The organism is Sporichthya brevicatena (genome assembly GCF_039525035.1).
Lineage (GTDB): Bacteria > Actinomycetota > Actinomycetes > Sporichthyales > Sporichthyaceae > Sporichthya > Sporichthya brevicatena.
Genome location: NZ_BAAAHE010000004.1, coordinates 179,115 through 192,557, shown reverse-complemented (window position 1 = coordinate 192,557; position 13,443 = coordinate 179,115). Strand labels below are relative to the sequence as shown.

13 protein-coding genes are annotated in these 13,443 nt (G+C 73.9%); 3 read left to right on the top strand and 10 right to left on the bottom strand.

The window, feature by feature from the left end:
- Nucleotides 1–931 (top strand): SbcC/MukB-like Walker B domain-containing protein (locus tag ABD401_RS02270; protein ID WP_344601119.1); only part of this gene is annotated, 931 nt, incomplete at its 5' end.
- A gap of 80 nt (nucleotides 932–1,011) precedes the next feature.
- Here ABD401_RS02270 and hppD read toward each other — a convergent pair.
- Nucleotides 1,012–2,163 carry a 4-hydroxyphenylpyruvate dioxygenase gene (gene hppD, locus ABD401_RS02265; protein ID WP_344601117.1) on the bottom strand — a complete coding sequence of 384 codons (1,152 nt, stop codon included), beginning with the start codon at nucleotides 2,161–2,163 and terminating at the stop codon, nucleotides 1,012–1,014.
- Nucleotides 2,164–2,303: 140 nt separating this feature from the next.
- Between hppD and ABD401_RS02260 the strand changes: the two genes are divergently transcribed.
- The gene (locus ABD401_RS02260) at nucleotides 2,304–2,786 is read left to right on the top strand and encodes an Lrp/AsnC family transcriptional regulator (protein ID WP_344601115.1); all 483 of its coding nucleotides are present in this window, start codon (nucleotides 2,304–2,306) and stop codon (nucleotides 2,784–2,786) included.
- A 3-nt stretch (nucleotides 2,787–2,789) separates the two neighbouring features.
- Here the strand turns inward: ABD401_RS02260 and ABD401_RS02255 are convergent, their stop codons facing one another.
- The 4 genes from ABD401_RS02255 to ABD401_RS02240 form a co-directional block, all read right to left on the bottom strand.
- A complete protein-coding gene (locus tag ABD401_RS02255; protein WP_344601113.1) occupies nucleotides 2,790–4,565 on the bottom strand; it encodes a DEAD/DEAH box helicase in 1,776 nt (591 codons plus the stop codon).
- A complete protein-coding gene (locus ABD401_RS02250; RefSeq protein WP_344601139.1) occupies nucleotides 4,562–6,580 on the bottom strand; it encodes a molybdopterin cofactor-binding domain-containing protein in 2,019 nt (672 codons plus the stop codon). Before ABD401_RS02250 ends, ABD401_RS02255 begins: the two co-directional genes overlap by 4 nt.
- Before the next feature lie 62 nt (nucleotides 6,581–6,642).
- Nucleotides 6,643–6,921 (bottom strand): DUF3039 domain-containing protein, encoded by a 279-nt coding sequence (locus ABD401_RS02245; protein ID WP_344601111.1) that lies wholly within the window; start codon nucleotides 6,919–6,921, stop codon nucleotides 6,643–6,645.
- A gap of 46 nt (nucleotides 6,922–6,967) precedes the next feature.
- Complete coding sequence (locus ABD401_RS02240) at nucleotides 6,968–7,540, bottom strand: YqgE/AlgH family protein (protein WP_344601110.1); 573 nt, start codon at nucleotides 7,538–7,540, stop codon at nucleotides 6,968–6,970.
- A gap of 110 nt (nucleotides 7,541–7,650) precedes the next feature.
- Here ABD401_RS02240 and ABD401_RS02235 point away from each other — a divergent pair, with 110 nt between their 5' ends.
- Nucleotides 7,651–8,766 (top strand): PQQ-dependent sugar dehydrogenase, encoded by a 1,116-nt coding sequence (locus ABD401_RS02235; protein WP_344601108.1) that lies wholly within the window; start codon nucleotides 7,651–7,653, stop codon nucleotides 8,764–8,766.
- A 21-nt stretch (nucleotides 8,767–8,787) separates the two neighbouring features.
- On the opposite strand, the gene ABD401_RS02230 is transcribed toward ABD401_RS02235, so the two are convergent.
- From ABD401_RS02230 to ABD401_RS02210, 5 genes are all read right to left on the bottom strand, one after another.
- Nucleotides 8,788–9,666, bottom strand: a complete 879-nt coding sequence (locus ABD401_RS02230) for a diguanylate cyclase domain-containing protein (RefSeq protein WP_344601105.1) — start codon at nucleotides 9,664–9,666, stop codon at nucleotides 8,788–8,790.
- 153 nt (nucleotides 9,667–9,819) lie between these two features.
- Nucleotides 9,820–10,407 (bottom strand): adenylate kinase, encoded by a 588-nt coding sequence (locus tag ABD401_RS02225; protein WP_344601103.1) that lies wholly within the window; start codon nucleotides 10,405–10,407, stop codon nucleotides 9,820–9,822.
- A 24-nt stretch (nucleotides 10,408–10,431) separates the two neighbouring features.
- Nucleotides 10,432–11,448 (bottom strand): endonuclease/exonuclease/phosphatase family protein, encoded by a 1,017-nt coding sequence (locus ABD401_RS02220; RefSeq protein WP_344601101.1) that lies wholly within the window; start codon nucleotides 11,446–11,448, stop codon nucleotides 10,432–10,434.
- Nucleotides 11,432–12,319: an SCO6745 family protein gene (locus ABD401_RS02215; RefSeq protein ID WP_344601099.1), complete on the bottom strand. Its 888-nt coding sequence runs from the start codon at nucleotides 12,317–12,319 to the stop codon at nucleotides 11,432–11,434. The genes ABD401_RS02220 and ABD401_RS02215 overlap by 17 nt, the downstream gene beginning before the upstream one ends.
- Nucleotides 12,316–13,431, bottom strand: a complete 1,116-nt coding sequence (locus ABD401_RS02210; RefSeq protein WP_344601097.1) for an NAD(P)H-dependent flavin oxidoreductase — start codon at nucleotides 13,429–13,431, stop codon at nucleotides 12,316–12,318. The genes ABD401_RS02215 and ABD401_RS02210 overlap by 4 nt, the downstream gene beginning before the upstream one ends.
- Nucleotides 13,432–13,443 lie beyond the last annotated feature (12 nt).

The following is a 13,443-nucleotide window of genomic DNA, read 5'->3' as shown; positions in this document are numbered from 1 at the left end:
CCTCGGCCGGGCCGAGGCGGCCCGCGCCGAGGCGATGACGGCCGCCGTCGCCGCCGCCTACGAGGCGGGCTTCCCCGACCTGGACGCGGCGGCGGGCGCGGTCCGCGACGCGGCGTGGCGGGCACAGGCCGCCGAACGGGTCCGCGCCCACCGGGCCGCGGTCGACGGTGTCGCCGCCGTCCTCGCCGACCCGGACCTCGACGTGCCGACGATGCCGCCGGCCGACCTGGACGCCGCCGCGGCCGCCGTCGAGCGCGCCACGACGGACCATCAGAACGCGGTGCTCGCCCTGGCCGACGCCCGCAGCCGGGTCAGCCAGCTCGGCACGCTGGTGCCCGCCCTGGCCGACGACCTCGCCGCCCTGCCGGGCATCGCGGCCGAGGCCGAGCGGATCAAGTCCCTCGCCGAGCTCGTCGCCGGCCAGGGCGCGAACACCCGGCGCATGACGCTGTCGGCGTTCGTCCTCGCCGCTCGGCTGGAGGAGGTCGCCGCGGTCGCGAGCGAGCGACTGCTGCGCATGACCCAGGGGCGCTACTCGCTCGTGCACACCGACACCGGCCGCGACGGCCGCCGCCGCGCCGGGCTCGGTCTGCTCGCCCGCGACAACTGGACCGGCGTCGACCGTGACACCGCGACCCTCTCCGGCGGCGAGACGTTCCTCGCGAGCCTCGCCCTCGCCCTCGGCCTCGCCGACGTCGTCTGCGCCGAGGCCGGCGGGGCCCGCCTGGAGTCGCTGTTCGTCGACGAAGGCTTCGGCAGCCTCGACTCCGAGACCCTCGACGAGGTCATGGACGTCCTCGACGGCCTCCGCGAGGGCGGCCGCATCGTCGGCGTCGTCAGCCACGTCGGCGAGCTGAAGCAGCGCATCCCCGCCCAGCTCCACGTCCGGAAGCGGGAGACCGGCTCCGACGTCGTCGCCGTCGTCGCCTGACCGCCGCAGCCCTTGTCACAAAAGGGTGACACCCCTTACTGCGCAGTAAGGGGTGACACCCTTTATTGACAGCGCCGCGCCTACAGATTGCCGCGGAGGTCCTGCTCGCGCTCGATCGCTTCGAAGAGGGCCTTGAAGTTGCCCTTGCCGAAACCGGTGGCGCCGTGGCGCTCGATGAGCTCGAAGAAGACCGTCGGGCGGTCCTGGACGGGGCGGGTGAAGATCTGCAGCAGGTACCCGTCCTCGTCGCGGTCGACGAGGATGCCGCGGGTCTTGAGCTCCTCGACGTCGACGCGGACCTCGCCGATGCGGGCGCGGAGCTCGGGGTCGTCGTAGTAACTCGCGGGCGTCGCGAGGAACTCGACGCCGGCAGCGCGCATCGCGTCGACGGCGCCGAGGATGTCGTCGACGGTCAGCGCGATGTGCTGGACGCCCGGGCCGCCGTAGAACTCGAGGTACTCGTCGATCTGCGAACGCTTCTTGCCGGCGGCCGGCTCGTTCAGCGGGAACTTCACCTTGCGGGTGCCGTCGGCGACGACCTTGCTCATCAGCGCCGAGTACTCGGTGGCGATGTCCTCGCCGACGAACTCCGCCATGTTCGTGAAGCCCATGACGCGGTGGTAGAAGCCGACCCACTCGTCCATCCGACCGAGCTCGACGTTCCCGACGACGTGGTCGACGCCGACGATGCCGGCGGCCGCGGAGTGCGCGGGGGCGACGATCGGGTCGCGCGCAACGAAGCCGGGCAGGAACGGGCCGCGGTAGTCGGAGCGGTCGATCAGGGTGTGCCGGGTGTCGCCGTAGGCGGCGATCACCGCGTAGGTGACCGAGCCGTGCTCGTCGCTGATCGTGGTCGGGGCGGTGAGGCCGTGCGCGCCGCGGGCACAGGCCGCCGCGTAGGCCGCGGGCACGTCGGCGACCTCGAGCGCGACGTCGCGGACGCCGTCCCCGTGGCGAGCGACGTGCGCGGCGACGGAGGTGCCCGCCCGCACCGCGCCCGCGATCACGAACCGCGCGTCGCCGGCGACCAGGACGTACTCGGCGGTGTCGCGGTAGCCCTGCTCCGGTCCGCGGTAGGCGACGCAGGTCATGCCGAACGCCGTCGAGTAGTAGTGCGCCGCCTGCCGCGCGTTGCCGACCTCGAAGCGGATGTGGTCCAGGCCGAGGAGCGGGAAGGTGCCCGCGGGCGTGCGCGCCTGCTGCTGCGCGGGGATCGCGACGGTCTCGGTCATGGCGGGGACCTCCTCGGTTCAACCGGTCCCCGCAGGATGAGCCAACCCGCCAGGTTGCGCAATCGATCGCCGAAAGACTGATCAATCTGTACAGTGAATGAGCGAACCGGTCGCACACACTGCACAGATTGCGAGCCCCGATGAGCGTCGACGATCTCGACGTCCGGCTGATCGACCTGTTTGCCGCCGAGCCGCGCCTCGGCGTGCTCGAGGCATCCCGCCGACTCGGCGTCGCCCGCGGGACCGTCCAGGCCCGGCTCGAACGCCTCCAGCGCGAGGGCGTCGTCACCGGCTTCGGGCCCGACCTCGATCCGGCCGCGCTCGGCTACCCCGTCACCGCCTTCGTGACGCTGGAGATCGTCCAGGGCCACGGGCACGAGGCGGTGGCCGCGCACCTCGCGACGATCCCCGAGGTCCTGGAGGCCCACACGATCTCCGGCGCCGGCGACCTGATGTGCCGGGTCGTCGCCCGCTCCAACGCGGACCTGCAGCGCGTCCTCGACCTCGTCGTCGCGGACCGCTCGATTCACCGCAGCTCGACGACGATCGCCCTCGCGACCCAGATTTCGTTCCGGACCCTCCCCCTGCTCCGCCAGACCGGCCGCGCGGCGGCGTCGCACTGAGGCTCAGGGTTTGCCCTGGGTCTGCCACTTCCGGAGGGTGTCGATGCGGCGGCGGAGGTCGTCGACGCTCGCCTGGGCGGTGGCGGGGCCGCCACAGACGCGACGGAGCTCGGCGTGGATCGCGCCGTGCGGGGCGCCGCTGCGGTGGTGCCAGGCGCCGACGAGGGCGTGGAGTTCGCGACGCAGGGCGCTGCGCTCCGCGGAGGTGACGACAGGTCGCGCCTCGGCCGGGGGCGCGATGGTGCTCCCCTCCCGGCGGGCGCGGCGCTGGGCCGCCTTGAGCTGGTCGGCCTGACGCTTCTTCAGAACCGTCGCGACCTGGTCGGCGTCGAGCAGGCCGGGCAGGCCGAGGTACTCCTGCTCCTCCACGCTGCCGGGCGACGCGGGGAGACCGAACTCCGCTCCCCCGAACATGACCCGGTCGAAGTTGGCCTCGGACTCGAGCGCCTGCCACTCCCCGAGCAGGTCGCCATTGCCCTGCTCCCGCTGCGCGGCCTCGAGCAGCGCCTCCTCGGGAGCGAACAGGTCCTCGTCCGCCGGCGCGGGCTTGCCGAGGACGTGATCCCGCGTCAGTTCCAGTTCGGCGGCGTGCTTGAGCAACGGCGCGACGGTCGGGAGGAACACCGACGCGATCTCGCCCTTGCGCCGGGCTCGCACGAAGCGCCCGACGGCCTGGGCGAAGAACAGCGGCGTGGAGGCGTTGGTCGCGTAGACGCCGACGGCGAGGCGCGGGATGTCGACGCCCTCGGACACCATGCGGACCGCGACCAGCCAACGGTCCTCGCTGTCGGAGAACTCGGCGATCCGCTTGCTCGCACCCTTGTCGTCCGAGAGGACCACGGTCGGCGCGGTGCCGGTCATCTCCCGGATCAGGCGCGCGTAGGCGCGGGCGTTGTTCTGGTCGGTGGCGATGACCATGGCCCCGGCGTCGGGTACGTGGCGGCGCACCTCGTTCAACCGCTGGTCCGCGGCGCGCAGGACCGCCGGCATCCACTGACCGCCGGGGTCGAGCGCGGTCCGCCAGGCCTGGTTGGTCAGGTCGTTGGTCAGCGGCTCGCCCAGGGTCGCGGCGAGCTCGTCCCCGGCGCGCGTGCGCCAGCGCATCTGCCCGGCGTAGGCGAGAAACACGACCGGCCGGACGACCGCGTCGGCGAGGGCCTCGCCGTAGCCGTAGACGAAGTCGGGGACGCTGCGGTCGATGCCGTCCGGCCCCGGGGCGTAGGTGACGAACGGGATCGGGTTCGTGTCGGACCGAAAGGGCGTTCCGGTGAGCGCGAGACGGCGCGTCGCCGGTTCGAAGGCCTCGAGGATCGCCTCGCCCCAGCTCTTCGCGTCGCCGGCGTGGTGCACCTCGTCGAGGATCACCAGCGTCGGCCGCGCCTCGGTGCGGTTGCGGTGCAGGATCGGGTGCGCGGCGACACCGGCGTAGGTGACGGCGACGCCGGAGAAACCGCGGGCCGTCTTGCCGTCGGCGTTGCGGAACCCGGCGTCGATGCGAATGCCCGCCCGCTGGGCCGCCTCGGCCCACTGCGTCTTCAGGTGCTCGGTCGGGGCGACGACCGTGACGGCGCGGACGATCTTGCGCTCGAGCAGGTCGGCGGCGACCCGGAGCGCGAAGGTCGTCTTGCCGGCGCCCGGGGTCGCGACCGTGAGGAAGTCTTTGCGCGGGTGGGAGTGGTACGACTCGAGCGCGGCCTCCTGCCACGCACGCAGCTTCCCGGCGGTGCCCCACGGCGCCCGGTCCGGGAACGCGGGGGGCAGGTGTTCGGCGCGGCTCATGAGCTGCTCCAGGACACACCCGGGATCGGCAGCACCTCGGCGTCCCCGCCGGCGCCCGCGTCGTGGGCGGACCGCAGCGCGGCGGCGACCGCGCCGGCCGCGACCCCGGCGGCGCCCTTGGGCACCGGGCCGTCGAGCAGGTGGAGCCGGACGGCGTCCGGCCGCACGGTCGCCTCCGGCAGCGCGAGGCGGACGCCGGTCGACACCGACGCGTCGACCGCGGCCCGGGCCCGGACGTCGTCGAGCACCTGCCCGCAGTCGGCGGCGACGTCGAGCTGGACGATCTCGACCTCACCGCGGGCCGTCAGGCTCAGCACCGCGCGCGCGGCCGCGTAGGCGAAGCCCGCGAACGCGTCGCCCTGACCGTCACCGTCCAGCACCTCGGTGTCCGGCGGGACGTACGTCGCCTCGGCCGGGTCCGGGTCGCCCGCGAGGGCCTCGGCCAGCGGGACGTCGACGACGCCGTCGAAGGACCGCAGCCGGCCCGCGGCGGCCCGCAGCAGCGCCGGCGAGAGCCCGACCTGGCTCCCGAGCCGCTCCCGCGCCGGGGCGGTCAGGGCCTCGACCGCCGCCGTGACGGCGCGGCCGACCGTGGCCGCGGACCCGCCCGGCGCCGGCTCCCCCGTCGCCGCAAAGCGCATCGGGACGTCGAAGGCCCGCGTCGCCACGGCGACGGCGGCGGCCTCCAGCGACTCGTCGCCCTCGGCCGCGGGGCACGACACCGTGCCGGCGCGGTGGGACACCGTGGCCGTCACCGGCAGCGCGAATCCCTCGGCCGTCCCGAACGGCACGACGCCGAACCCGGTGCCGACGCCCCAGGCGTGATCGCGTCCACCGTCCGGCATCGACGGCAGGGGCGCGGCGTCGAGGAGCTCGAGCAGCGCCGGCAGCGGCGAGGCCTCGAGCGGCATCTGCCCGGTCGGGAACGGCTCGTCGAGACCGAGCAGGTTGCGCTCGCGGACCGCGCGCCGGTCGGCGACGAACCGCGCCGCCTCGCGCCCCTGCGGGTACGAGAGCAGATCGGCCAACCGGTCCAGCTGCGCCTCGACCGCGAAGGTCACCGCGGCCGCCGCGGCCCCGGGTTCGATCAGCGGCGGCGGGGTGGTGCTCCGCAGCGCGCGGACGCGGAGGTCGACCGCCGGCACCCGGTACGGCCCGACGCCGACGGCGCAGAGCTCCGCGACCAAAGACTCCCCGATCCCGGCGTACGGGCCGATCTCGATCTCGATCTCGCCGGACACCGCCGCGAGCGTCCCGTCGGGCCGGACGTGGTGCCGGTACCGGGCGACGACGAAGGGTCCGCCGCCCTGCCCGTGCGTCGGCGGACCGACGACGAGGGAGACCGGCCGGTGGTGCCGGCGGGCGAACAGCGCCGCGAGCACCGGGCCCCCGAGGTCGGTGGAGTGGTCACGCGACCCGGTCGAGCGGAGTTCGACCTGACGCGGGATCAGGTTCAGGCACTGAGCGATCTGGTCGCGGTCCTCCGGGTGCCAGCGCCGCGGCGCGGCGATCCGGACGCCGGTGTCCGTCGGCTCCGCCTCGATCAGCGCCGGCACGGCGGGAGCGCCGTCGGTGCCGAACCGTTCCTGACGCGGGACCCAGCCGTGGGTGTTGTAGCTGCCCTCGACGACGGTCCCGGCCGCCTTCGGCCACTCCCCGCGGCGGACGTGGACCGTCCGCACGACGTTGCCGTCCGGGTGCAGGGGGTCGGCCTCCTCGCCGCGGAACCAGGACACCTCCGGCAGCGGGCGGTACGCCACGCCCACGGCGTACGCCGCCCGCGTCGCACTCGCCGGGTCGGTCGCGAGCACCGCGGCGACCGGCTCACCGACGTGCCGGACCACCCCGGCGGCCAGCACGGGCCGGTCGGCCCGGACCGGCCCGGTCCAGAACTGGCCGGGCAGGTCCGCGGCGACGAGCACGTCGACGACGCCGGTCGAGCGCAGCGCGGCTGCGGTGTCGACGCCCAGCACGGCGGCATGCGCATGCGGGCTGCGAGTCAGCGCAGCGTGCAGACGTCCGTCCAGTTTCCGTTCCCCCCGTGCCGATCCGTACGCGATGAAGCGATGTCGCCGCCCTACGCGTCCGAGTCGTCACCCTCGCCCGGCGGGATGCCGTCGTAGATCTCCTTGCACTCCGGGCACACCGGGTACTTCTTGGGGTCGCGGCTGGGGACCCACACCTTGCCGCACAGCGCCTGCAGCGGGGTGCCTTCGACCATCGCCTCGGTGAGCTTGTTGCGGACCACGTAGTGGGCGAAGCGGTCGTGATCACCGTCGCCGGTCGAGGTCTCGACGCGCTCGTCGGTGATCGTGCTCAGGGCGCCGGCGGGCTCCGGCTGGTCGGGGTAGCTCATCCCAGAAGTCTAGAACCCGGATCCGCGGTTCCCCAGACGTCGCGGCTCAGTTCAGCGACGGATCGGCCGGACAGGTGGCGAGCAGCCGCAGGTCACCGGGCTGCCGACGCAGGACGTCGCCCCAGAGCCGCTCGGGCCGGGGGCTGAACGCGTCGCCCGGCAGCGAGTCGGCGACGACCCAGGCACCCTGGGAGAGCTCGGAGTCGAGCTGGCCCGCGCCCCACCCGGCGTAGCCGGCGAAGATCCGCAGCGCGCGCAGGTCCTGGCGGACCGCCTCGGGGTCGGAGTCCAGGTCGATCAGACCGATCCCGCCGATCACGGGCCGCCAGCCGCGGGGCCGGGACCCCAGCGCCGCGGGGACGCTGTCGAACGCGGCCAGCGCGAGGGCGCCGTCGACGCCGACCGGACCGCCGGAGAACACGACGTCCGGGGACGAGGAGTACCCGGACCAGGGCACGAGGACCTCGGCCACGGGCAGCTCGGTCGGACGATTGACCACCACGCCGAGCGAGCCCGAGCCGTCGTGGTCGAGCAGGAAGATCACGCTGCGCTCGAAGTTCGGATCGCCCAGATCCGGTGCCGCGATGAGCAGCTGACCTGCGCACACGCTCGGGACCATGGGAAAAGCGTGTCAGAGCCGAGCACGGTGGGAAAGATGCCGCGCACGAACCTGCCGGAAAGTTGGGGGCGGGGAACTACGGTGTTCGCACCCTGAGAGCTGGAGACCGCATGCCCCTGCACCGGCGCACCACGTCCGTCGCCCTGGCGGCCCCGCTCGCGCTCGCCCTCACCCTGACGGCCCTGCCGGAGGCCGCGGCCGCACCGACGGCCCCCGTCCGGACCGCGGCCTACAGCCCCGCGCTGACACCGAAGGTGCACAAGGTCGTCGCCAAGAACCTGAACGCGCCGTGGGGCATGGCGTTCATCTCGACCACCCGGGCGCTGGTCGCCGAGCGGAACTCGGGACGGATCAAGCGCCTCGACGGCAAGGGTCACGCCACGAGCATCGGCCGGGTGAAGGGCGTCGTCGCCGCCGGCGAGGGCGGCCTGCTCGGGCTCGCGGTGCCGAAGGACTTCAGGACCTCGCGCTGGGTCTACGCCTACTACACCTCGGCGAGCGACAACCGGATCGTCCGGTTGAAGTTCGCCAAGGGCAAGCTCGGCAAGGCGCACGTCGTCCTCAAGGGCATCCCGAAGGGCTTCATCCACAACGGCGGCCGGATCGTCTTCGGCCCCGACGGCATGCTCTACGCCGGCACCGGCGAGGCCGGGAACCGGCCGCTGTCCCAGAACTCGAAGTCGCTCGGCGGCAAGATCCTGCGGATGACGCCGACCGGGAAGGTGCCGGCCGACAACCCGAAGAAGGGCTCGTACGTCTACAGCAAGGGCCACCGCAACGTGCAGGGCCTCGCGTTCGACAGCGCGGGCCGACTCTTCTCCGCGGAGTTCGGGCAGAACACCTGGGACGAGCTGAACCTGATCAAGCCGGGGCGCAACTACGGCTGGCCGAACGTCGAGGGCCGCGCCAAGGACCCGCGGTACGTCGACCCGATCGCGCAGTGGCGCCCGGAGAACGCCTCCCCGTCGGGGATCGCGATCGTGAAGGGCACCGTCTTCATGGCCGGCCTGCGGGGCAAGCGGCTCTGGCGCATCCAGATCGGGGACCCGCGGGCGAACGGCGTGCCGCGCGCGCAGACGAAGGACTTCTTCGTCGGCAAGTGGGGCCGGCTCCGCACGGTGACCGCCGCGCCCGACGGCTCGCTGTGGCTGAGCACCTCGAACACCGACGGCCGCGGCAAGCCGACCTCCCGCGACGACCGCGTGATCCGGCTGCGGCTGAGCTGACCCCGGGGCCGACCGACGAGATCAGGAGGCGCCACGCCGCCGCTTGGCGGCGTACATCGACTCGTCCGCGCGGACCAGCAGGCTGCGCGGCTCGGTCCGCGAGTCGTGGGAGACGGCGTACCCGATGCTCACGCGCACCGGGACCTCGGTGCCGTCCGGCGCGAGCAGCCCGGGCGCGGCCTCGACGGCGGCCGAGAGGCGGCGGCACATCGAGTCGGCGTCGTCGGGCGAGCGCAGGTTGCAGACGACGACGAACTCGTCGCCGCCGAAGCGGGCGAGGGTGTCGCCACCACGGACCTGATCACCCAGCCGGCGGGCGACGGTGACGAGCAGCTCGTCCCCGAACGGGTGCCCGTGGCGATCGTTGACGGCCTTGAGCCCGTCGACGTCGCAGAACAGCACCGCGACGACCCCGCCCTCCCGCTCGCACGCGGCGACGGCCTGGCTGAGCCGGTCGTCGAGCAGGGCGCGGTTGGCGAGGCCGGTCAGGGGGTCGTGCAGGGCGAGGTAGGCCAGCCGGGCGTCCTGGGAGCGCCGGGCGTCGATGTCCTCGTAGACGGCGACGACGTACTCGGGGAGCCCGGCGTCGTCCCGGACCAGCGTCGCGGTCCGCCGGACCCAGAGCACGTGCCCCTCGCGGTGGCGGTAGCGCTGCTCGACGGTGACGGCCGGTTCGCCGGACGCGAGCCGCGCGGCCGCCTCCTCCTCGATCGGCCGGTCCTCGTCGTGGACGATCTGCGGCGGGTCCTGGGCGAGCAGCTCGTCGGCGGTCCAGCCGAGCATCCGGCACAGCGCGGGGTTGATCCGGAACCAGCGGCCGGTCAGGTCGAGCAGCGCCAGACCGACGGGCGCCTGGTCGAAGGCGGCGGCGACCAGCGGGTCCGGTGCGTGCGCGCCCATGCTCGCCTCCCTCCCCCGACGGCACCGTCCCGGCGGACGGCCCCGAAGTACCACTTGTCCGCGCAGTCCGTCGTGCGGAGTGTGGTGCGTTTTGTCCCCTCATTGTGCTCGCGCGAGCACAATTTGTCAGGGTGGACTTGCCAGGGGGAACTCTTAGCCCTCGGCGAGCTGCTTCGCCAGCAGCTGCAGCTGAACGGTGATGGACCAGGTGACCTCGTCGACCGGTCGGGCACCGTTGACGTTGACCAGCTTCTCCCGCTCTGCGTAGTACGCGAGCATCGGCAGCGTCTTCTCGTCGTAGACGTCGAGCCGGTGGTTGATGACGTCGAGATTGTCGTCGGCGCGGCCGCTGGCCTCACCGCGCTCGAGCAGCCGGCGGATGAGCTCGTCGCGGGGCACCTCGAGGTGCACGACGATCTGGACCTCGACCCCGAGCGTCTGCGCGACGGAGTAGGCGATCTCGGCCTGCTCGACGGTCCGGGGGAAGCCGTCGAGCACGTAGCCGCCCTGCTTGCTGGCCTCGACCACGGGCTTGCGGAGGATGTCCATGACGATGCCGTCGGGCACCAGGTCACCGCTCGCGAGGTACGACTGCACCTGACGGCCGATCGCCGTCTCGTTCTTCACGTGCGCCCGCAGCAGGTCGCCCGACGAGATGTGGACCAGGTTGAACTTCTGGGCAATCCGGACAGCCTGGGTTCCCTTCCCGGCTCCCGGCGGCCCGATCATCAGCAGTCGCATTCGGCAAAAGCTATACCGGGGCCCTCAGCGATCTTCAGCCAACACCAGTCGGGCCACCAGGGCCCCGTGGTCGGTGCCCCTGACCTCGAAGTTTGCGGTCGAGCGGGCCCCGAGCCGGGAGTTGAACAGGATGTGGTCCAACTGCACAAAGTGCGGGATCCGGTAGCGCGGGGACCACGTGCCGACGAACCCCGACCCGGCGTACTCCGGGGCGTCGCGCCAGCCGTCGGAGAGCAGGCGGCGGAACGCGGTGTGGTCCCGGGAGGCGTTGAAGTCCCCGAGGACGATCGCCGGGACGTCGGCCGGCTGGGCGGCCAGCCGCTCCCGGAGCAACCGGTGGTCCCGCTCGTAGGAGCGCGCGTGGAAGCGCGAGGTCCGGAACGGGTGCGCGACGCGGACGGCCACGTCCCGCGGCCCGGCGACGGTCGGGACCGCGACCGTGCCGCCGGGCATGCGGTGGACGCCACGCCACTCCTCGGCCGGGGTGACCGGCCACCGCGACCACAGGCCGCTGCCGTGGGCGAGGACGTCCGGGCTGAGCACGCGGTGCGGGAGCAGGTCGTCGAGCCCGGCCGCCCCGAGCGCGGCCACGGCCTCCGGGGTGAGCTCGGTGACGCCGAGGACGTCGACGTGGCGGGTGCGGACGGCCGTGACCACCTCGCCGGCGTCGGCGAGGCCGTACTGCAGGTTGATCGTCATCGCGACCAGGTCGGTACCCGGGGGCGGGTCGTCGGCCACGTAGAGCGGGGCCAGCCAGAGCGCGTTGAGGGCCACCAGGGCGGCACCGATCGCTCCGGTGCGCCATCGCCGCAGCCCGAACGCCAGCGCGGTGAGCGGGACGAGCGCGAGTGCCGCCACCGGCACGAACGTGACGATCATGATCGGCCAGGCGTGGTCGCCGTCGCCGGTGATGCGCACGGCGGACGGGGCAGCGGCGACCGCGAGGAGCGCGGGCAGGATCGAGCGGCGGCGCAGGACGCGGCGGGACAGGCGGCGGAGCCGGTCCCGGGTCGCGCCGGCGCCGTCAGGACGTGGCGGCACCGGGCAGCGGGAGGCCGATCGGGTTCGGCTCGGGCAGCAGGCCCGCCGTCACGACGCGTCCCGCGAGCGGAACCAGGAGCCGTTCGAGCTCGGCCGTCGCGTCGGGGCCGAGGTGCGCCCAAGGGCCGGCGGCCGCGCTGTCGGTGTCGGCCTCGATCGCCTCGTGGAGCGCGGTACCGGTGCCGGTGAGCCGTCCGTCGTCGTCGATCAGGCCCTGCTCGCGGGCGTGCATCTCCGCGGCCTGCCACTCGAACGTCGCCCACTTGCGGCCGAGGCGCAGCGGCTCGGCCTCGGACTCCCCCGCGCCGACCTTGAGCAGCATCGCCGTGACCGGGTGAATCCGACGGACCGTCAGAGCCGCGATGTGGCCGTCACCGCGGTGCTCGCGCAGGGTGGTGGCGGCCTGCCAGAGCGCGAGATGTGGCTCGTCCGGGCGGGGCAGCGCTCGGTTGGCGGCGGCCAGCGGCCGGCCCGCGCAGTCGGCCGCCTGCGCGGCGTCCCAGGCGAGGTCGGCGGCGGCGCGGACGTCCGGGTCGTCGGCGGCGCCCTCGCCCCAGAAGCGGCGCAGGGCCCGGTCGACCCCGGCCGACCGGGCCGCGAGGACGGCATCGGGGGTGGTGGTCTCCCAGACCGCCGGCAGCGTCGCCGCGATGCGGTCGCGGTGGAAGCCGTAGAACACCGCGGTGACCAGGTCGGCCCCGACGGGACCGAGCGGCGCCGCGCGCATCACAACGTAGTTGTCCCAGAAGCCGCTGACACCGAGGGACTCGGCGGCCGCGCGGGCGTCGGCATCGAAGTAGGTGACGGCGTGGAAGGTCTCGAACAGCTGCCACATGCGGCGAGCGGGGTTCTGCGGCAACAAGGCGGTCACGAACGCCAGCCCTCCAGGATCGCTTCGATCTCGTCGACCCACAGACCGAGCAGCCGCCCGGCCGGGAGGTCGCGGGCGCCGGCGACGCCCTGCCCGGCCCACAACGACTGCAGGTCCGAGCGTCCGGCCGCCCGGGCGGCGGCGCGCAGCTCCGTCGTCAGGACGTGGGTGACGGGGTACGGCGGCACGTCCGGGCGGACGCCGACCGTGTCGACGTAGGTGTTGCGCAGACCGCGGGCGGGCTTGCCGGAGAACGAGGTCGTCAGGACCGTCTCGCTGCCGTCGGCCGCGGCGAGTGCGGCCCGGTACGGCTCGTTGGTGCCGGCCTCGGGAGTACGGAGGAACGCCGTGCCGAGTTGCGCGGCGTCGGCGCCGAGCGCGAGAGCGGCGAGCACCGAGCGGCCGTCGCGCAGACCACCCGCGGCGACGACGGGGACGTCGGCGCCGACCGCGTCGACGACCGCGGGCACCAGGGCCATCGTCCCGATCGGGTCGCCGACCGGCGCGCCCTCCTCGCGGGGACCGGAGCCGTCACCACCGACGAACTGCCCGCGGTGCCCACCGGCCTCCGCGCCCTGGGCGAGAACGACCTGCACGCCCCCGGCCACGAGCGCGCGGGCCTCGGCGACCGAGGTGGCGGTCGCGAACACGACGGTGCCGTTCTCGCGCAGGGCGGTCACGGTCTCGGCGGGCGGGACCCCGAAGGCGAACCCGGCGACCGGGACACGTTCCTCCACCAGCACGGCGGCCTGGTCGGCGAACGGGACCATCAGCCGCTCGGGCACCGGCAGGCGGGTCGGCAGCCCGAGGTCGGCGCGCAGTTCGGCGACCATCCCCTCGACCTGGCCGACCGCGGCCGCGTCGAGGACCGGCAGCTCCGGCGGCGGGACGAAGAGGTTGATCAGGAAGGCGGCGTCGGTCAGCTCGCGCGTCGCGCGGATGGTGGCGCGGATGTCGTCCGGGGTCGAGTAGCCGAGGCCGATCGAGCCGAGCCCGCCGGCGTCACTGACCGCGGCGGCCAGCGCGGGCGTGCTGGGACCGCCGGCCATCGGCGCGCCGACGATCGGCAGCTCGATGTCGAGCAGCCGCGTCAGCCGGGTGTTCTGCCACATCGGCAGCAACTT

Coding starts and splice junctions, on each gene's coding strand:
- ABD401_RS02255 (WP_344601113.1), bottom strand. CDS start 4,565: ATGAGCCGCGCCGAACACCTGCCCCCCGCGTTCCCGGACCGGGCGCCG.
- ABD401_RS02230 (WP_344601105.1), bottom strand. CDS start 9,666: ATGGGCGCGCACGCACCGGACCCGCTGGTCGCCGCCGCCTTCGACCAG.
- ABD401_RS02210 (WP_344601097.1), bottom strand. CDS start 13,431: ATGTGGCAGAACACCCGGCTGACGCGGCTGCTCGACATCGAGCTGCCG.
- ABD401_RS02235 (WP_344601108.1), top strand. CDS start 7,651: ATGCCCCTGCACCGGCGCACCACGTCCGTCGCCCTGGCGGCCCCGCTC.
- ABD401_RS02260 (WP_344601115.1), top strand. CDS start 2,304: ATGAGCGTCGACGATCTCGACGTCCGGCTGATCGACCTGTTTGCCGCC.
- hppD (WP_344601117.1), bottom strand. CDS start 2,163: ATGACCGAGACCGTCGCGATCCCCGCGCAGCAGCAGGCGCGCACGCCC.
- ABD401_RS02245 (WP_344601111.1), bottom strand. CDS start 6,921: ATGAGCTACCCCGACCAGCCGGAGCCCGCCGGCGCCCTGAGCACGATC.
- ABD401_RS02225 (WP_344601103.1), bottom strand. CDS start 10,407: ATGCGACTGCTGATGATCGGGCCGCCGGGAGCCGGGAAGGGAACCCAG.
- ABD401_RS02240 (WP_344601110.1), bottom strand. CDS start 7,540: ATGGTCCCGAGCGTGTGCGCAGGTCAGCTGCTCATCGCGGCACCGGAT.